Source organism: Streptomyces sp. NPDC014733, assembly GCF_043083385.1.
GTDB lineage: Bacteria > Actinomycetota > Actinomycetes > Streptomycetales > Streptomycetaceae > Streptomyces.
Genome location: NZ_JBIBYO010000001.1, coordinates 986,030 through 1,004,376 on the forward strand (window position 1 = coordinate 986,030; position 18,347 = coordinate 1,004,376).

The window sequence follows — 18,347 nt, forward strand, 5'->3', positions numbered from 1 at the left end:
AACGTGACTCACCCCGCCAGCCCGCGGCAGGCCGCCTTCGACGCACTGCGCTCCGCCCAGGAAGCAGAAGGCGGTGACCGGACCGACTACCTCCTGACAACCCTCACGCATGCCGTACTGGCCCTGTCCGAGCCGGACACCCAACCTGTGTCCGTACCACCGCAGGACGCGCCACGCGCCACGCAGCTCCTCACCATGAGGCGAAGCAACGGCGGCACATGGGACAGCAAACGGGCGCTGGCCACATACAAGGTGCTCGGGATCCGGGCCGAGGGCATCCGACCTCTCGATGCTGCGGCTGCCCGCCAGGACCTCATCGCCCTCGCGGACGCCGGGCTCGTCCGCCGTCTCGACCGCAGCAGCACCTCCACCGCAGACACGGCGTAGGCGGCCGAGAGACTGCCTCACGGCGTGATCGAGCGCGCAAGGACGTCCAGCACACGCCACGGCTCGCCCGCCGGCACCGTCCCCTCCTGCACCATCCGGTCGATGGCCGCCCGTACCGCAGCCGCCGTCTCCACGGGCACGTCCCTCACTCCGAACACCGTCTCCAGGGGAGCCACACCCGCCCGGAGCGGCTCCCCGGTGGCCGCGTCGAACCAGCCCTCGGCCAGCTCGCCCAGGTGCCGCTCGAACACGGCGAGGATCACGCCGAGCGCCGTCGCGGAGTTGCCGATCTTGTATGCGGCCCGGGAGGTCTCCAGCGCATCGAGCACCGGCTCGTACTGCTCCAGCCCGGCCACCCACCGCTCATCGGCCGTCGCCATCGCCCGGGCAGCGTCGAACGCGTTCCGCGCGCGTTCCAGTTCGTCGGGCAGGAACATGAACTGCACGCTGGCGAAATCCAAATTCGCCTCGCCCAGCGCGGCGACATCGACCTTCTCCAAGAGGTCCAGCGTCTTGTCATCCAGGCCGGTGTACTGCCTCCACTCCACCGACTCCAGCTCCTCGTACAGCTCCTTGAGCGTCGCCGGATCGTCCTGGCCGGAGATGGCGTTGTGGGAGAGCTGAAGCGCGATCTGGCGCTGCCTCGGCAGGGGCTCGGATATCTCCAGCCAGCCGATTCTCTCCAGGCCGGCCTCGATCGCCGCCATGGTGCGGTGGTTGCCGGAGAGAACGATGCGCCGGGCGCTCTCCGTGTCGTTCCACACCAGCGGCGCCGAGGTGAGGCAGCCGTCCCGTTCGATGTTGGTGACCAGCTGCCGGAACTGCTCGTACGGCATGTACCGCGCGTTCACGTCGAGCAGGGTCAGCGTCCGCGGGTCGCCCTCGACGTACTTCGGGGGCTCTAGGCGTTCAGCCACGGCGGGCCACCACCTCGGCGCCACAGCGGGAGCACTCGTCCTCGTCGCCGAAGTGGTGCTCCGCGTACTCCTCACCGTCCTCATCCACACACCCCCACGCGGCCCACCGCGACACCAGGGCATAACCAGTGCGGCGGTCGGCACCGGTGGCGGTCTGAGCGGAGGGGTGCAGCGCACGTGCCGATATCCAGCGCGGCCGCTTGGTCCTGCCGTCCTCGGCCGTCTCGATGAGAACTCGGCCGTCCCCTGGAACGTAGGAACGCACGACGATGCGCAATCCGTTCTGTCGGGGGTCACAGGCCGTGTAGAACTGGCCAGCTCGGATTCCGGTCATCGCTTCTCCTTGAGTTCGGCGGCGCGCTTGCCCCACTTAGCGCGCCAGGTGTTCCACGCCTGTTCGAGGGTGTGGGCGCCCATGGCTCCTTGGTACTGAAGCTGGTACTGCCAGCCGTCCTCGTTCGACGGGCCGCGCTTGGTCAGCCGCAGCAGCCCGCGGTACTTCATCGACACTGGGTTGTTGCTGAATGCCGTCGTGGACACCGCCCTGATGCGCCGGGAGAACGCTCGCTGGCACAGCAGTTGCGCTTCGAGGCTGATGGCCGCGAGGACGACCAGCTTCGACAGCCGGGGGTAGTCTGTCGGCGCGACCGCGAAGTCGGACAGCAGGTATGTCTCGTCGGGCGTGTAGCTGCTCGGTGCCATGGCGAACACGCCGATGATGCGGCCAGCACCGTCCTTCACCGCTACCGTGAGGTTCGCTGCTCCCGGCGCGATCCGGGGGTTCAGGTACCGGGAGCGCAGGGCGTTGAACTCGCCCGGCTTGAGCATTGCGAGCTTCAACGGGCCAGTGACTTCTTCGCCTCGCCGGAGCCGGGGCGCCTTGACCTGCTCGATCGGCTGGCGGGGCGCGACGATCCTCGTCGGAGCGGCGGAGGCGTAGACGTAGAAGGGGGCTGCGCGCGGCGTTGCCTTGATGACGCCACGTAGGTAGGGCTGTAGTTCCGGCACGTCGTGGTTGGAGGCTGTGAGCCAGTACGGCCGGTCGGTAATCGCGCCGAGCACATCGACAACGTCGGCGTCCGACAGCGGCTCGTACTCCGGCGCGTCCCACGTGAAGTGGGTGTTCAGCGGCTCGTACAGCTTCTCGTAGCCGCCGCCGTAGAAGGGAGGGAAGGAGCATACCGGAGCGTCCTTGGGCACCTTCCGGAGCCAGGACCGGACGTCTTCTACCTCGTAGGAGTCCAGGTGGACGTCCGAGCCGGATAGCCGCTCGACCGTCTGTGCGTGCTGGGCTGCCCATTGATCCCGGTAGGAGCGCACTACTCGCTGGTGCCACAGCCCCCCGCGGCCGACGCTCCCGAGGAACCGTGTGCCCAGCATCATCGTCGCGACGGTGCCAGCGCCATCGTCCAACGATCCCTCTAGCCAGCCCAGTTCGTCACGGCTCTCTTCCCGGAGTTGGATCCCGGCCGGTTGTCGTGTGAGCCACCGGCCGATGGCGGTGGTGTAGATGGACACGTCCGAGGAGTGGAGGGCGAAGCCCATCCCGGCGAGTGACCGCTCGATGGTGAAGTTGCCGCAGCACGGGACGTAGACCGGGCCGCGCGGCCACTGCCCGGCTGCCTCGCGCACTATCGCGCGCATGGGGCCGGGGATGGTGCCCTGGAACATCGTTCGCCTCCTGCACGACACGGCAACGCCCGGCCCGGAGTAGCCGGGCCGGCACGCCTCTCACCAATATAAGGCCGAACGAATACTAAACAGGTAACCTACTTCGCCCTCCACGCCCGCGCCCTCGTTCCGGCACCCCCCCTGGCCTCCTTCAGCTTCAGAAGCAGGGCAGTCACGTCAGATGCGCCGACACTTCAACCATGGACGCGGCCAGTCCTCCCCGGTACGGCGCCTCCGGCCCGGAAGCCCTCGGGAGGCGTCACCGGGGTTACACCAGGACCCCCTGTTCGTATGCGCCCCCCGGCCCGAGTTCCCGCACCGCATCACCGGTCACTTCCCTCCACCACGTAGCAAACACGCGACGGTGGCACCACAGCCCAGGAGCGGCCAGGTCCTCAAAGCAGAGCAGCACCAGGCGGTGATCCCCTTCAGCCTCTGCAATCCGCCGCAGCAGCGCCGCCACCCGCTCGGGGCCGAGCTTGTCGAGGTCGGCCCGGTACGCCTTCTCGAACTCGGGCTTCGCCGCGTTGAGGTAATCGCGACGTGGCGCCAGCTCCCGCACCGAGTGGGTGAGGGAGTAGGGGAGCTTGAAGCGGACACCGCCCAGGGTGATCCGTACCGGCACTCCTTGAGGGGGCCGGAATCCTTGAAACCGATTAGTGAACAGAGTGATCACTCAGCTGCTCCTTTCGCGCTGCTCAGCGGCCGGGCGCGCGCCGTCGGCGGGCCTGGATCCCTTCGATTCCGCCCGCTCGGGCCCTGGTGAATCTGGGCGGCACCGGGGGCGCAGGGAGCCCCCTCTGCGCCCCCGACCTGGGCCCGCTCCGCATTTCCTCCCATTCCCCCAATTCCAATCTGCGAGATTTCCCATTTCCAGCACTTATATCTTATTGAAATCGCCAGGCAGAGTACATATCCACTCGAAATCAAGGTCCCTGAATTCCACATTTTCGGCACTCATTGCGCAGCGGGCACGACCCCGGCGTCAGGCCACGCCCGCTGCGCGATGAGGAGAGGGGCGCGGCCATCGCCGCGCCCCTCATCTCAGTCCTACTTCGCCGCTTCGGCCTTCTTGGCGGGCGTCCGCCGCACCGGGGCCTTGGTGGCCGTGCTGCGCGCGGAGGGCTTCTGGCCGACGGGCTTCGCGGCCGTCTTCTTGACCGCGGGCCGCGCCTTGGCCTCGCCCTTCTCGGCGGCCTGCGGTTCGGCCGCCTTCTTGGGCTTCTCGGGCTTGGCCTCCGCCTCCGCCTTCTTGGCTACCGCCTCCTGCTTGACCTCAGTAGCCGCCTTGTTGAAGTCGGCCTCCATGGCTCGCTGGATGCCCTGGGACTTGCTCAGGATGTTCTTGACCATCTGGACCTTGGCGTGGAGGCGGGTGACGACCCGCAGGTGGCGGGCGAGATCGTCGCCGAGGATGACCGCCAGGTCCTCGGGCTTCTTCTTCGCCAGGTCCTCCAGGAGCGGAATGAGGACCTCTTCCGCCTTGCCGAGGCCGTCCTTCGTCTTGGCCTTGGCCGCCTTGCGCTGCTCCTTCTCCTCCTCCGTCGGCGCCTTCTCGCCGGTGAGAGTGGTCTGCGCTTCCATCATCTTGAGGCCGTTGGCGAAGTGCTGGGCGTCGGCCTCGCTGTCGAAGTCACCGCGCACGTACCGCATGGCTGCCACCATCTGGTTGGCCGGGTTGAGCTGGGCGATGTGCCAGGCCAAGTTGTTCTTGATCTTGCCCTCGTTGACCATATCGGCCACCTCATCGCGCAGGGTGAGCAGTCCCAGCCGCCAGACAATGTGGGTCTCAGTCTTCCCGAACCGCTTGGCGATCCCGACCGGCTCCCAACCTGCCGCCTTGAGGTCGGCGTACGCGCCAGCCTCCTCCATGATGGTCATGTCCTCGCGGTTCACATTCTCGGCGATGCTGAGGACGTAAGCCTGCTCGTCGTCGGCGTCCTTGATGACCTTGGCCGGGATGGCGGCCATCTCCAGCGCCTTGCAGGCCCGCCACCGACGCTCGCCCGCAATCAGCATGTAGGGAGCCCCACCGCCCTCGACCGGCCGGACGACGACCGGCTGAAGGAGGCCGTTCTCCTTGATGCTGCCCTTCAACTCCTCGTGCTTGGCCTCGTCGAAGAACCTCCGAGGCTGCTCGGGGTTGGCGGCGATCTCTTCAATCTTGAGGCTAGCGAACATATTCCCGCGCTCCTTATCCCCAAGGGGAATCCCTTTTAATTCCCCCTTTGTTCTTACATTTACATCTTATTCGGAAACACCCCTAAAGCAAGGGGGAATTCTTTTTAATTTCGAGAATTAAAATCCTCAATCCGCCACCCTCGAATTTCTTCTTGCGAGGGGGCACCCGTCGGCGAAGACGGGGGCGCTTGGAAACGAGGTGAGCCCGCCGCAGCCTCACGGCCGCGACGGGCTCCATTCCCATCACGCACCCCACCGGCCGCACCGAGACGGCCGGCTCCTCGCGGGCAGGGCGCGGGGGGTCGACCACCCGCGAGGAGCAGGGAAGGCACCGCCAGGGCTGGTGCCGTCGAGCCGGCGTGCGCCGCCCGACATCCATGAACGTAGCGCAGCTTTTAAAAAATGTCACCTACTTCGACGGACAGCCGTCACACCTCCTCACCTTCCTCCTCGCCACCTCCACTCCACCCGGCCAACTCACCGAGAACCGCGTGCGCTTGCGCCGCCGCGTCCGCCGACGCGTCAATCACATTGGGGGGCTCACTGGCGAGACGCGCCACCCGCTCCAAATCCAGGTCACTCACTCCACACCCCCTGCTCGCGCCGACCGCAGCGCAGACATCCCCCTCTTCGTCGAGGGATCTTCACGACCCCCCCACGCACCCCTACCGATCAACCCACACAAACACATGGTTGATGAATCAACATCGAAGCCACGCCCTGCCGCCGCCCCTCCTCTGGCGCGGCCGAGAGCCGGGGCGCGCGACCGAAGATCAACCGCCCCCAGGATCTTGCACTACGCTGCATACCGGGTGCAATGTAATGCATCGGAATGTTCGCCGAGGGGGTCGGGACGGATGCACGACGAGACCAGAGACAGTCAAAGACCGACGAGCGAAGAGCGTGATGACGCGATCCGCGACGCTCGTGCCGCGGTCGCCAGGCGCCTGCGCCACCTCCGAGCCCACCACCCCGAGGGGCCCTTCACCTTGGCCGCTCTGGCTGAACGCTCGGGCGTGTCGCAACGGACCTTGGCTCAGGTCGAGTCGGCCGAGGGGTCCAACGTCACCCTGGAGACACTAGTAAAGGTTGCTCACAGCCTCGGCGTCGCCCGCCCCGGCTACTTTCTCGACGAGGAAGTGTTCCGCCAGGTCAACGCGGAACTCACGGCGCTCAAAGAGATGCGCGACCAACAGCTCCAAGGGGTAGCCATGCGCACCTCGACGCACAGGGATTGGTCTCCCTCGGCCGTGCAGGAGATCTCCCTCCTCATCACGGACATCCTCGACAATGCAGCGAAGGTCAAAGGCGCATTGCAAGGCATGCCCAACGAGCAGGTGAGCGAAGACGAGAGCGGCAGGTAGCCATGGCGAAGCGGTGGCGCACCCCTTCGGGTATCCGGAACGACTTCAGGGCATCGTGTGAGAGGCGGGTCCAGGCCCTCGGTCTTCCCGCGGCGAATCTGACCACTGACGCTCTCGTCCAGCGGCTAAGTGACCTACGCAGACGCCAACTTGACGTCGTACCGATGGCTCTGCCGGTTGGCTGCCCAGACGGACTGCTGATCGAGACCGAATCGAGAGACTTCATCGTCTACGAGGAACGGCTCGCCCCAGTGCACCAGCGCCAAGTTTTCTACCACGAGGTGGGGCACATACTCTGCGACCACCCGAGCCACAAGGTCATGGACGCCTCCGTCTCCGCGTCCCTCCTGCCGTCCCTTGACTCCGCGATGGTGCAGCGCGTCCTCGGTCGTGATCATTCATGCACGGACATCGAGCGTGAAGCGGAGTACGTCGGATCGATCATCGGCAGACAGATCGGCACCTGGACTGAACACCGGGTGCGTGCCGTACCCCCCGAAGCCCGCGAACTCGTCTCCCGTTTGTCTGCACTCGAATACCTACCCCCGGCGAGAAAACAATGAATGCGTTCCTCTATCCCATATGCGCAGCCATTTCTCTGCTCGCCCTAGGTCTCAAGATCATCACGCTGCGCACGTGCCGTTCTTCCCCCACACAGCTCGCCCTCATAGGGAATTTCTTCTTCTTATCAGTGACCTTCGTGGTGTCAACACCAGTGGTGTGGGCGGCTGTCAGCGAAGCAGTCGGAATCGTTAACTTCAGTGGCCTGCTGACGCAAAGCTCGGTCATCCTCTCGGCCGCCTGCCAGCAGCTCGTTCTCCTGCACCTGTCTCACGAACCGAGCACTGCGTGGCGAAAGTCGATACCGCGACTGGCCGGGCTTGCCCTGATCTTGGTGCTGATGGTCTCCTTGTTCTTCCAGTCGACCAGTATGGAAGAACAGCCAAACGACTTTGCCTTGACCAAGGCCATTTACTACCCTGCCTATTTGAGCGTGTACTTGATTGGACATGCCGTAAATCAGGTAGACGTAGGCATCATGGGCTGGCGGTACTCCAAAGTCGCGCCCACCCCTTGGCTTCGCCGAGGTTTGCGCCTCGTCGCCATTGCTATGCCGTGCGCACTGATCTATACCGCGTGCCGGGCGGCCGACATCGTCGCCGGCGCACTCGGTGCAACAGGCCATCCCTGGGAGCCGTTGGCTCAGTTGGCTATCGCCGGCACTGTTGCCAAGACCATCGGATGGATCCTCCCCGACTGGGGCCGCTACATCAGCAGGGTGTGGGAAGGCATCGACCGCCGCGCCGCCTATCTCACTCTCACGCGACTGCACCGTTCACTGACCGACCAGGTTCCAACCGCTGTTCTGACCCTGGATGCCGGTACTGATCTGCGCACGCGCCTCTATCGCACCATGGTCGAAGTCCGTGACGCCCAGTGGTTCCTGCGTCTTTGGATACCGCCAGAAGTCGCCGCCGAAGCACGTCGGCGTGGAGAGGCCGCCGGCCTGAAGGGCAGCGCCCTCGCTGCTTCAATCGAAGCAGCGCAGCTCCACGCCGCCATCCAGGCAAAGATGGCCGACCTGCCTCCGGCTAAGAATCCGAGCACACCCCGCGCGATCGAGCCGCCCGATATCGCCGAGGAACTGGCATTCCAGCGCCAGCTCGCGAAAGCCTTCCGCGCGCAGAAGGCAGTTGATGCCACGGCCGTACAGGAGCACACAGCATGACCACCGAACCCACCGGCCTTCCCCAGCCCTTCAACGCGGAGTTCTTCACCGATCCCTACGGGGGGTATGCCCGCCTGCGAGACGCAGCCCCCGTACACAGAATCGCGTTGCCCGACGGCTCTCCTGTCTGGTTGGTGCTGCGTGAAGTCGACGTACGTGCCGGCATGACGGACCGGCGCCTGACCGTCGACAAGGCCCACGCGGGAACGGGATACACCGGCTTCTCCCTTCCGCCGGCGCTCGACGCGAACCTGCTCAACATGGACCACGAAGACCACCGTCGCCTACGGCGGCTTGTCGCCACGGCATTCACTCCGCGTCGCGTCGACGAACTGCGGGAATCTGTCGAGAGGGCGGCTCACCTAATCGCTGACCACATCAGCGGCTCGGAATCCGTCGATCTCGTCAACGACTTCTCTGTGCCCCTGCCGCTCGTCGTGATCGGTGACCTTCTCGACATACCGGAGTCTGCGCGCCGCCCCTTTTCGGAATGGGTGAGCAACATGCTGGTGCCGCAGAGTCATACGCAGGTCAGCGAGTCCGTGAAAGCCATCCACGCCTTTCTCGTGGATCTGGTGTCCGCCCGCAGGAAGAGCCCCGGAACCGACCTGCTGAGCGGGCTCATCGCGGCTCGCGATCACGACGACAAGCTGACCGAGGAGGAAATGGTCTCGCTCGCCTTCCTGCTCCTCATGGCTGGCAGCGAAAACGTCCAGCATCTCATAAGCAACGGAGTCCATACCCTCCTGCAACACCAAGACCAACTGGAGGCAGTCCGCTCAGACCCTGCGCTGCTCGCCCCCGCGGTAGAAGAGCTGATGCGGTGGGGACACCCCAACCACATGGCCATCCGTCGCTTCCCGATCGAGCCTGTCCGCATCGGAGGAACCCGCGTCCCTGCCGGTGACACCGTGCTGTTCTGCCTCGCCTCCGCCAATCGGGACCCCCACCGCTACTCGAACCCGGACGACTTCAACATCCACCGCGAGGACAAAACGCACCTCGCCCTCGGCCACGGTCCGCACTTCTGCCTCGGGGCCTCGCTCGCCCGTATGGAGGTACAGGGCGCCCTCCATGTCTTGACCGCCCGATTCCCCAAGCTGGGCCTAGCTGCGCCGGACGGCGAACTCCGGTGGCGAGCGTCTTTCCGCTCCCGCGCTCTCCAGGCGCTCCCGGTGAACCTCGGCGTGTAGCAGGGGTCGGCCCGGAGCGGTCAAACGTGGCGTCTACTGGTCCTGGCCCCAGCGTCGCCAGGTGAGGGCTACCCGGTCGGTGTCCACCGCTGCCCGGGAGCCCTTGGAAACGGCTGGGTACAGGGCGACCTGTTCCAGCATCAGGATCTGCAACCCCTTCTTCGACTTCATCGGCGCGTGCGTCCACCACCGTGCCAGGTCCGGGATATTCCCCACGGGCGCATGCTTGACCTGCTCCAGGAACCGGGCCTTGGTCTCCTTCTCCTGGATGGTCCGCTTCAACTCGGCGTCGGCCGCCCGGAATGCGGCCAGCGAGAGGTCCGGCGAGCGGACGTAGTCGTTACCGAGTGCCTTCTGCTCTTGCCGCGCGGCACGCGCCCCTTCGCGCAAGGCCGCGGCCTCGGCAAGCACCTCGTCGCGTGCCTGGCTGATCACCTTGGCAACTGCCGGCTTGGCCAGCTCGGCCACCACGTTCTCAGCGATGTAGATCTCAAACGGCTCGGCCTTGATACGGACCTTCCCGCATCCGGCTGGAAAATCCTTTGTGCCTGGTGGGCAACGGTAGCCGCGGCTCCCGTTCGCCGACGGCGCGGCACCCAGCCTGTGGCCGCACAGGCCGCAGACACTCAGCTTGCTTGGCGTCTGGTACTCCCGCGGGGCCGCGCGGTGGTAGTCCGGATTGTTGGACGGTCGCATTGCACGGATGGCCACGAAGTCTTCCCGCGAGATGATCGCGGGGCCGCCCGTCTCGATCAGTTCCCCGTGCTCGTCCTCCCGGAGACCGGCGATGGCTGGGTGATTGAGCACCTTCGCCAGGACATCGGGCTTCCAGAGCCCGCCGCGCGTCGTGCGGTACCCCGCCTCGTTCATCCACGCAGTAACAGCCGCGTTCGGCTGGCCGAGCAGCCGCCTGGAGGCGGCGGCCCGGATGCCCTCAGCCTCCGCTTCGCGCACCCGGCCGTACGCCATGTCCTCAAAGCCGTACAACCTTGGCATATGCCGCCCCTCCTACCGACCCCCTACATGTGCACCCAGTCTAGCGAAAGATAGGTCACATGTTTTTAGAGAGAGACGCACACCTCAAGGTTGCAATTTGCTACCATTAATCTTCGCTTCGCGCCACTCCCAGGACCTTCCACAGCTCAGCGGTCGGCACCTTCACCGTGGCCCCTACGGGCAACGTCCGCACCGGGAACGCTCCCGCGCGAATCAGTCCGTACGCCTTGTCACGGCCAATACCCAGAGCACGCGCGGCAGTTGTCACGTTGACCGTGGCGGGGAGCGCCAGCAGCTCATTCAACCCCATCGCTCCGGACGAATCCCGTCCGCTCTCTTCCTGCGCAGTCATGTCGTTGGTCGCCTCCTCCCCGCGCCAACTGAAATCCGACCATACAACACTGTCCGACAGCCCCCGGAAGATCGAGACAGATCGCGCAGCGCGATCACAAAGAAGGAACCGACAGCATCCCGATCACGGGTGATGCGAGGGCGAGGGGCAGCAGTGTTCGAGGAGAGGACCTATAAGCGGTGTGCGTGCAAGGGGCCCCTGGTAGATACGGAAGGCAAGCCAGTCCTCAAGGAGGACGGCACGCAGAAGATCGGCTACTTGGAAAAGCGGTGCCCCAAGCTGACCCGGCGTGACCACGGATCGTGGTACTACAGCATCGAACTGCCGCCAGGCCCTGGCGGTAAGCGCGACACCGCCAAGAAGGGCGGCTTCCGCACCCAGAAGGACGCAGCAACTAAGTGCAAGGAGATCTGGGACCTTGCCCAGGGCGGCATACAGGTCAAGTCGAAGGAAACCGTCGCCGAGTTCCTCCGCCGCTGGTTCGCCAAGCGAATCGACCTCAAGCGGTCCACCCGCGCCGGCTACGAAGACCACATCGAACGCGTCTTCATACCCGCCCTGGGCCATCTGAAGATGCGCGACCTCCGTACCCGGCACATCCAGGACATGTTCAAAGAAATCTGGGCGGATAACAAACTGCACCAGCAAAACCAGGAGAAAGCCGACGCAGCCCAGGCGACCGAGCGCGCCGCCCACAAGGCATGGCGCACCTGCACGATCCGCCCTCGGCCGCGTCAGCTGCGCCAGAGCTGGAGCGCCGCCAAGGCTGCACTCCGGGCAGCCCGCAGCAAACCACGCCACATCACCGGTCCCGGCACCCAGCTCAAGATGAACAACACGCTCAGCGCCGCTCTCGAAGACGCGCTCGCCGAGAAGCTGATCAGCGAGAACTGGGCCAAGGACGTCGTCCTGCCGAAGTACGTACGCCCCAAGCCAGTGGTGTGGACCGATGAGCGAGTTACCCGCTGGCGGGCCACCGGCGAGAAGCCGGGCAAGGTCATGGTCTGGACACCCGAGCAGACCGGAACGTTCCTCGACGCCGTCGCCGAGCACCGGCTCTACCCGATGTTCCACCTAATGGTCTTCCGGGGCCTGCGCCGCGGCGAAGTCGCCGGCCTGCCCTGGAGCGAGACCAACTTGACGATCGGCACCGTCCGCATCAGCGAGCAGCTCGTCGCCGCCGCGTACGAGGTCTGGGAAGACACGCCCAAGAGCGAAAGCGGAGAACGCACCGTCTCCCTGGACTCACAGACCCATGAACTATTCAAGCTGTGGCGGCAGCGCCAACAGGTCGAGTGCGAGGAATGGAACCGCGCCCACGAGCTGTGGCAGCGACACCGCCAGGCCCAGCCCGACGAGTCAAACCGCAAGGCCCCGAAGGAGCCCTGGAAAGACACCGGCCTGGTCTTCACGTGGCAGGACGGACGCGCCTACCACCCCGAGTACCTGTCACAGGTGTTCGAACGGCTGATCAAGAAGTTGGACCTGCCGCCAGTCCGGCTCCACGATCTCCGGCACTGCGCTGCCACGCTCTCCCTGGCCGCCGGCCTCCACATGAAGAAGATCCAAGCTCTCCTCGGCCACAGCAGCTACTCCCTGACCGCCGACACCTACACCTCGGTGTTGCCCCAGTTCGAGAAGGCCGAAGCCGAAGCTCCGGTCGCCATCGTGCCGCGAGCCCGGAAGCAGCAGGATCCGCCCGGCGAGCCCGAGGTCCCCAGCGCGGCCCCGTAGGACTCGACGCTCCCAGCAACGCCGGGGGAGACAGCCGCCTGACGGCATGTTCCCAGCGTGTTCCCATCCGGCGTCACGAAGGCCCTCCGTGATCTTCACGGAGGGCCTTCGTGACGCCGAACCAGACTCTGACCTGGTGTTTCTCAGAGCCCCCTGTCGGATTCGAACCGACGACCTTCGCTTTACAAGAGCGGTGCTCTGGCCAGCTGAGCTAAGGAGGCGTGCGGGAGCAGTGTACCCAGGTGGGGTGGATGCCGGTCGCCATTTCGTGACCTCTGGGGTGCTGACACCGGGCATCGCCGCAGGTAGCGTCGCGCCCGGCCCGCGGTTGTGGGCCACGCCACTCCTTTACTCGGATCGTCCGGCACGTTCCTGCCGGTGAAGGGACACATCATGGCTACGGTCACGTACGACCAGGCAACCCGTATCTACCCGGGTTCCGACAAGCCCGCCGTCGACAAGCTCGACATCGCCATCGAGGACGGTGAATTCCTCGTTCTGGTCGGCCCGTCCGGCTGCGGGAAGTCCACCTCGCTGCGGATGCTGGCAGGTCTGGAGGACGTCGACGGCGGGGCGATCCGCATCGGCGACCGCGATGTCACGCATCTGCCGCCCAAGGACCGGGACATCGCCATGGTGTTCCAGAACTACGCGCTGTACCCGCACATGAGCGTCGCCGACAACATGGGCTTCGCGCTCAAGATCGCCGGGGTGCCGAAGGCGGAGATCCGGCAGAAGGTCGAGGACGCGGCGAAGATCCTGGACCTCACGGAGTACCTGGGGCGTAAGCCGAAGGCGCTCTCCGGTGGGCAGCGGCAGCGTGTCGCGATGGGCCGGGCGATCGTCCGGGAGCCGCAGGTCTTCCTGATGGACGAGCCGCTGTCCAACCTCGACGCCAAGCTCCGCGTCCAGACCCGTACGCAGATCGCCGGGCTCCAGCGCCGGCTGGGCATCACCACGGTGTACGTCACCCACGACCAGGTCGAGGCGATGACGATGGGCGACCGGGTCGCGGTCCTCAAGGACGGGCTGCTGCAGCAGGTCGACTCGCCGCGGAACATGTACGATCGGCCGGCGAACCTCTTCGTCGCCGGGTTCATCGGCTCGCCGGCGATGAACCTCATCGAGGTGCCGATCGCCGACGGCGGCGTGAAGTTCGGCAACAGCGTGGTGCCGGTCGGCCGGGAGGCGCTGGCCACGGCGGCGGACAAGGGCGACACGACGGTGACCGTCGGCGTCCGGCCCGAGCACTTCGAGATCGTCGAGCAGAACGGCGCCGCCGCGTCGGCGCTGACGAAGGCGGCGGCGGACTCCCCCGCCGGTCTGGCCGTCACGGTCAACGTCGTCGAGGAGCTGGGCGCCGACGCGTACGTCTACGGGACCGTCGAGGTCGGCGGTGCGCCCAAGGACCTGGTCGTCCGGGTCAACGGACGTCAGGTGCCGGAGAAGGGCACCACCCTGCACGTCGTCCCGCAGCCGGGTGAGACGCATGTCTTCTCGACGTCGTCGGGCGAGCGCCTGGCCGACTGACCCAACTCGGCGGGACAGCAGGTCCGTTGGCCGGCCGTGGCGTTCGATCGCCGCGGCCGGCCGCTGCCGTTCCGGGGCTTCGGCCGCTACGGGAACGGGTGCGGGCAACGGGCCGGCGAGGGGCGCGGAAAAAAGCTTCCGCGCCCCCTTCGTCAACATCGCGCCCTCGCCAACGACCCCTCTCATCCCTCGATAAGGTGACGCAATGTCGCCAAATCATCACCGCTCGCTACCATCGCGACCGTGAACTCCGCAGCCCGCCGTATCGGCAGAACTCTCGCCCTTGTCCTCCCCGTCGTCCTCGTGCTCTCCGGGACGCTCGCGGTCACCAGCGTGCCGTGGGCCTCGAAGTCGACGGACACGCAGATGCTGACCGCGTCCAGCGGCAAGACCCTCGCCAAGACCGGGCCCCGCGCCCCGCAGGACGTCCTCCGCGACCGTCTGCTGCTCGAACTCCAGGAGAAGGACCCGGGCGTGGCGCTGACCCACCTCCAGCGGGCCACCACGGAGCGGCCGTCGCTCGCCAAGCACTGCACCTCCATCGCGCGGGCGCTGGGCCGGGCAGCCGTCGCCAAGTACGGCGCCGGGCACCGCGCGCAGGCGTTCTCCCGCCCGGTGTGCGACACCTCCTTCGCCTCCGGCGTCGCCACCGCCCCGTGACCTGCCCTCGCACCGCATAGGGTGCGAACCATGACAGTCGCCCCGTATCCCTATCCGACACAGGCCGTTGTCCTGGCCGGTGGCCAGGGCTCGCGCCTGCGGCCGTACACCGATGACCGGCCCAAGCCGATGGTCGAGATTCCCGGCACGGGAACCCCGATCATCGGCCATCAGCTCACCTGGCTCGCCGCCGAGGGCGTCACCGACGCGGTGGTCTCCTGCGGCCACCTCGCCCACGTCCTGGAGGACTGGCTGGCCGAGGCCGACCTCCCGCTGAACGTCACGACCGTCGTCGAGACCGAACCCCTCGGCCGCGGCGGCGGCCTCAAGCACGCGGCGGCGTCGCTGCCCCGCCCGGACGAGCCCTGGTACGCCACCAACGGCGACATCTGGACCCGCTTCCCGCTCACCGAGATGGCCGCCTTCCACCTCGAACGCGGCGCCGAGGCCACCTTGGCGCTGGCCCGGCCGCGGATCCCCTGGGGCGTCGTGGAGACCGACGAGTTCGGCCATGTCCTCGACTTCATCGAGGCGCCGCCGTCGCCGTACCTCATCAACGCCGGGGTGTACGTCTTCTCCGCCGCCTTCACCGCGCTGCTGCCGGACCGCGGCGACCACGAACGCACCACCTTCCCCCGGCTCGCCCGCGAACGGCGGCTGGCCGGCTATCCCCTGCCGCACGGCGCGTACTGGCGCGCCATCGACACCACCAAGGACCTCACCGAGGCCGCCAAGGAGCTGGGCGCCACGGGCAGTTGAGCGCGGCGGTTTGCCGGAACGGCAAATCCGTGTACGGGCCGGCGGGCGGGTGCCGCATCCTGGCGCGACCGACGTCCCCGGGAGGACCGATGCCGCAATCCGTACCGTCACCGCAGTGGACCCACCGCCTGGTGGACACCCCGGACGGCCGTCTCCACCTCGTCGAGCAGGGCAGCGGGCCACTCGTCCTGCTGCTGCACGGCTTCCCGGAGTCCTGGTACTCCTGGCGCCACCAGCTCCCCGCGCTCGCCGCGGCGGGCTACCACGCCGCCGCCCTCGACCTGCGCGGCTATGGCCGCTCCGCACGCCCCGCGGCCGTCGAGGCGTACGACATGGCGGCGCACGTCGCCGACAACGCCGCCGTGATCCGCGCGCTCGGCGCCCGCGACGCGGTCCTCGTCGGCCACGACTGGGGCTCCCCGATCGCCGCACACACCGCGCTGCGGCGGCCCGACGTCTGCTCCGCCGTGGCCCTGCTGAGCGTCCCGTACGCACCGCGCGGGCCGGTCCGGCCGTCCGACGCCTTCGCGGCGCTCGGCGGCGACGAGGAGTTCTACGTCCGGTACTTCCAGGAGCCGGGCCGCGCCGAGGCGGAGATCGAGCCGGACATCCGCTCCTGGCTCGCCGGTTTCTACGCCTCGCTCTCCGGCGACACCCTGCCCGCGGACGGCTCCACCGGCCACTTCTTCGTCCCGCCCGGCGGCCGCCTGCGCGACCGCTTCGTCCGCGACCGCACCCCGTCCTGGCTCGGCGACACCGAACTCGACTTCTACACCGCGGAGTTCACCCGTACGGGACTGACCGGCGCCCTGAACCGCTACCGCAACGCCGACCGCGACTGGGCGGCCGCCGCCGACCTGGAGGGCGCCCCGATCGCCCAACCGTCGCTCTTCGTCGGCGGCACCCGGGACGCCTCCACCACCTGGCTCGCGGACGCCATCGACGCCTTCCCCACCACCCTGCCGGGCCTGGCCGCCGCCCATCTCCTCGACGGCTGCGGTCACTGGATCCAGCAGGAGCGGCCGGACGAGGTCAACCGCCTGCTCCTCGACTGGCTGCGGGGCCTGGACCTCGCCTGACGGCCGCCCGCCTCCCGATACGGAACGGCCCCCGCGGACGGAATGGCTCCGTCCGCGGGGGCCGTTCGCCCACTGCCCGGCCGGGGCACCGGCCGGCCCCTACGGGATCACCCCAGGAGACCGCCCAGGGCCCCGGTGTGGTCCTTCGGCTTGCCGGTCGAACCGTCGCCACCGGAGCCGGTGGTCCCGCCGCCCGTGCCGCCGGACGGCTCCGCCGTGGTCGGCGCCGGGGCCCGGGTCGAGGCGGAGTGCTGCGGGGCGCCGGTCGTGGCGCCCGCGCCGGGCTGCCGGCCGGCGCCGCTGGTCGCCCCGGCCGTCGGGGAGCTGCTGCCCGCGGTCGAGGACGGCGCGCCCGTCGGACCGGCGGTGTGCCCGGCGCCCGGCAGCGGCGTACCGGGGCGGTGCGGGGCCGCGGTCCGGGTCTGCTGCGGGCGGGTCGCCTGCCGGTGCGGGCTGGGCAGCGGCCGGCCGGGCAGGTTGTTGATCGCCGGTTCGCCGGGCCGCGGCACGGACGTGACCGTCGCCGACCGTACGGCGCCGCCGAGCACCGAACCGATCAGCAGCGTCAGCCCGGCGATCACCGCGGTCATCGCGGCGCCGCGGCGCAGCACCCGGCGCCGCAGATCGATGACGTCGACACGGGGGCCGAGCCGCCGCCACGCCTCGCCGGCCAGCCGGGCGTCGAGGGAGTACACCGGGGCGCCCGCGATGACCAGCGGACTCCAGGCGGCGAGATAGATGATGTCCGGCGCGTCGTACGCCGGGATGCTGTGCCAGGTGACGGTCATCAGCAGCACCGCGGAGAGCAGCGCGCCGATCGACGCGGCCAGCCGCTGCCACAGGCCGCAGATGGTGAGCACACCGACCACGACCTGGAGGAACGCGACGGTGAGCCCGGCGCCCACCGGGTGCGCCAGCGCGAAGTCACGCAGCGGGACGGCGAGCGCCCACGGCTCCAGCGACGACAGCCACTTCACCATCGAGCCGCGCTCGCCGCCGTCGAAGTAGACGGGGTCGCAGAGCTTGCCCATGCCCGCGTAGATCGAGATCAGGCCGAGGAAGATGCGCAGCGGCAGCAGGACGACGCCGAGGTTCATCCGGCGGCCCGGGTAGTAGGCGTGGCGGACGCCGTCGCGGCGCCGCTCGGCGGCGTAACTCTCCCGCGCCTCGAAGCGGTCCGCGTCGCCGTCACCCGCGTACGCGTCGTCGTACGCGGCCTCGCGCCCGCCCGCGAACGCCTCCCGGTCGGCGCCGTACGGATCGTACGGGCCGCCGCCGGGGCGCACCGGGTGCAGCAGGGTGGTGTCGGCGTCGGCGGGGGTGCGCTGGCCGATGACGGTGGGGCCGGTGTCGGCGGTCACCCGCGGCAGGATCTGCGTCGCCGCGGCGTCGTCGCCCTCGTCGGTGTCCAGGCCGATGCCGGAGGTACGGACGGCGCGCAGGAGCTGGGTGGTGGCGCCGGCCGAGCCGCCCGGATCGGTGCGGCCGCTCCACACCACGGGCGCCCGGCGCCCGCCGGCCCGCGCGCCGAGTACGGGGGCCCGGGCCCCGGCCCTGACCCGGCCGACGACGGGCGCGGCGAGCTGTACGCGGAAGCTGGCGTGGTTGACGATGACCTGCGCGGGATCGCACGGCACCTTGACCGCGCTCAGCGGCGGCTCGTCATCGAAGCCCGGTGAGCGTCCCCCCGTAGGCATGCGGGGTGTTCTGGTGTCCACGCTCATCTAACCGAGTGACGAGCGGTTAAGACACTGCCTTGACCTGGCCGATCTGTCCGAGACCCGTCAAAAAATCA

The 18,347-nt window shown here is 67.8% G+C and carries 18 protein-coding genes and 1 tRNA gene; 10 read left to right on the forward strand and 9 right to left on the reverse strand.

Translation table 11 applies throughout. The features are described from left to right. The first annotated feature begins 3 nt into the window (after positions 1-3). Positions 4-387: a hypothetical protein gene (locus ACF1BH_RS04465; RefSeq protein WP_391640881.1), complete on the forward strand. Its 384-nt coding sequence runs from the start codon at positions 4-6 to the stop codon at positions 385-387. Between the two features lie 17 nt (positions 388-404). Here the strand turns inward: ACF1BH_RS04465 and ACF1BH_RS04470 are convergent, their stop codons facing one another. The 5 genes from ACF1BH_RS04470 to ACF1BH_RS04490 form a co-directional block, all read right to left on the reverse strand. Then, positions 405-1,304, reverse strand: coding sequence for a ParB/Srx family N-terminal domain-containing protein (locus ACF1BH_RS04470; protein ID WP_391640882.1), 900 nt, complete (start codon positions 1,302-1,304; stop codon positions 405-407). After that, on the reverse strand, positions 1,297-1,638 hold the full coding sequence (locus ACF1BH_RS04475; protein WP_391640883.1) for a hypothetical protein: 342 nt from the start codon (positions 1,636-1,638) through the stop codon (positions 1,297-1,299). Before ACF1BH_RS04475 ends, ACF1BH_RS04470 begins: the two co-directional genes overlap by 8 nt. Continuing rightward, entirely contained in the window at positions 1,635-2,975 is a 1,341-nt protein-coding gene (locus ACF1BH_RS04480) for a hypothetical protein (RefSeq protein ID WP_391640884.1), read from the reverse strand. Before ACF1BH_RS04480 ends, ACF1BH_RS04475 begins: the two co-directional genes overlap by 4 nt. Positions 2,976-3,243: 268 nt before the next feature. Next, positions 3,244-3,651, reverse strand: coding sequence for a DUF488 family protein (locus tag ACF1BH_RS04485; protein ID WP_391640885.1), 408 nt, complete (start codon positions 3,649-3,651; stop codon positions 3,244-3,246). A 374-nt stretch (positions 3,652-4,025) separates the two neighbouring features. Continuing rightward, complete coding sequence (locus tag ACF1BH_RS04490) at positions 4,026-5,156, reverse strand: ParB/RepB/Spo0J family partition protein (protein WP_391640886.1); 1,131 nt, start codon at positions 5,154-5,156, stop codon at positions 4,026-4,028. Positions 5,157-6,013: 857 nt separating this feature from the next. Between ACF1BH_RS04490 and ACF1BH_RS04495 the strand changes: the two genes are divergently transcribed. The 4 genes from ACF1BH_RS04495 to ACF1BH_RS04510 all read left to right on the forward strand — a co-directional run bounded on the left by ACF1BH_RS04495 (position 6,014) and on the right by ACF1BH_RS04510 (position 9,442). After that, positions 6,014-6,520, forward strand: a complete 507-nt coding sequence (locus tag ACF1BH_RS04495; RefSeq protein WP_391640887.1) for a helix-turn-helix domain-containing protein — start codon at positions 6,014-6,016, stop codon at positions 6,518-6,520. A 164-nt stretch (positions 6,521-6,684) separates the two neighbouring features. Continuing rightward, entirely contained in the window at positions 6,685-7,083 is a 399-nt protein-coding gene (locus ACF1BH_RS04500; protein WP_391640888.1) for a hypothetical protein, read from the forward strand. Beyond that, a complete protein-coding gene (locus ACF1BH_RS04505; RefSeq protein ID WP_391640889.1) occupies positions 7,080-8,249 on the forward strand; it encodes an MAB_1171c family putative transporter in 1,170 nt (389 codons plus the stop codon). Before ACF1BH_RS04500 ends, ACF1BH_RS04505 begins: the two co-directional genes overlap by 4 nt. Continuing rightward, positions 8,246-9,442, forward strand: coding sequence for a cytochrome P450 (locus ACF1BH_RS04510; protein WP_391640890.1), 1,197 nt, complete (start codon positions 8,246-8,248; stop codon positions 9,440-9,442). The genes ACF1BH_RS04505 and ACF1BH_RS04510 overlap by 4 nt, the downstream gene beginning before the upstream one ends. Before the next feature lie 33 nt (positions 9,443-9,475). Here the strand turns inward: ACF1BH_RS04510 and ACF1BH_RS04515 are convergent, their stop codons facing one another. Beyond that, on the reverse strand, positions 9,476-10,438 hold the full coding sequence (locus tag ACF1BH_RS04515) for a recombinase family protein (protein ID WP_391640891.1): 963 nt from the start codon (positions 10,436-10,438) through the stop codon (positions 9,476-9,478). Between the two features lie 106 nt (positions 10,439-10,544). Further along, positions 10,545-10,790: a DNA-binding protein gene (locus tag ACF1BH_RS04520; RefSeq protein WP_391640892.1), complete on the reverse strand. Its 246-nt coding sequence runs from the start codon at positions 10,788-10,790 to the stop codon at positions 10,545-10,547. 153 nt (positions 10,791-10,943) lie between these two features. Between ACF1BH_RS04520 and ACF1BH_RS04525 the strand changes: the two genes are divergently transcribed. Further along, positions 10,944-12,524: a tyrosine-type recombinase/integrase gene (locus ACF1BH_RS04525; protein WP_391640893.1), complete on the forward strand. Its 1,581-nt coding sequence runs from the start codon at positions 10,944-10,946 to the stop codon at positions 12,522-12,524. Positions 12,525-12,671: 147 nt separating this feature from the next. Here the strand turns inward: ACF1BH_RS04525 and ACF1BH_RS04530 are convergent. After that, positions 12,672-12,745, reverse strand: a tRNA-Thr gene (locus tag ACF1BH_RS04530). A gap of 172 nt (positions 12,746-12,917) precedes the next feature. On the opposite strand from ACF1BH_RS04530, the gene ACF1BH_RS04535 reads away from it, so the two are divergent. The 4 genes from ACF1BH_RS04535 (at position 12,918) to ACF1BH_RS04550 (ending at position 16,552) form a co-directional block, all read left to right on the forward strand. After that, positions 12,918-14,054, forward strand: coding sequence for an ABC transporter ATP-binding protein (locus ACF1BH_RS04535; RefSeq protein WP_391640894.1), 1,137 nt, complete (start codon positions 12,918-12,920; stop codon positions 14,052-14,054). A 243-nt stretch (positions 14,055-14,297) separates the two neighbouring features. Continuing rightward, positions 14,298-14,714 carry a hypothetical protein gene (locus tag ACF1BH_RS04540; RefSeq protein ID WP_391640895.1) on the forward strand — a complete coding sequence of 139 codons (417 nt, stop codon included), beginning with the start codon at positions 14,298-14,300 and terminating at the stop codon, positions 14,712-14,714. Positions 14,715-14,744: 30 nt separating this feature from the next. Then, positions 14,745-15,473: an NDP-sugar synthase gene (locus tag ACF1BH_RS04545; RefSeq protein WP_391640896.1), complete on the forward strand. Its 729-nt coding sequence runs from the start codon at positions 14,745-14,747 to the stop codon at positions 15,471-15,473. Positions 15,474-15,562: 89 nt separating this feature from the next. Continuing rightward, positions 15,563-16,552 (forward strand): alpha/beta fold hydrolase, encoded by a 990-nt coding sequence (locus tag ACF1BH_RS04550; RefSeq protein ID WP_391640897.1) that lies wholly within the window; start codon positions 15,563-15,565, stop codon positions 16,550-16,552. A gap of 107 nt (positions 16,553-16,659) precedes the next feature. On the opposite strand, the gene ACF1BH_RS04555 is transcribed toward ACF1BH_RS04550, so the two are convergent. After that, positions 16,660-18,249 carry a DoxX family membrane protein gene (locus ACF1BH_RS04555; protein ID WP_391640898.1) on the reverse strand — a complete coding sequence of 530 codons (1,590 nt, stop codon included), beginning with the start codon at positions 18,247-18,249 and terminating at the stop codon, positions 16,660-16,662. Positions 18,250-18,347: the final 98 nt, after the last annotated feature.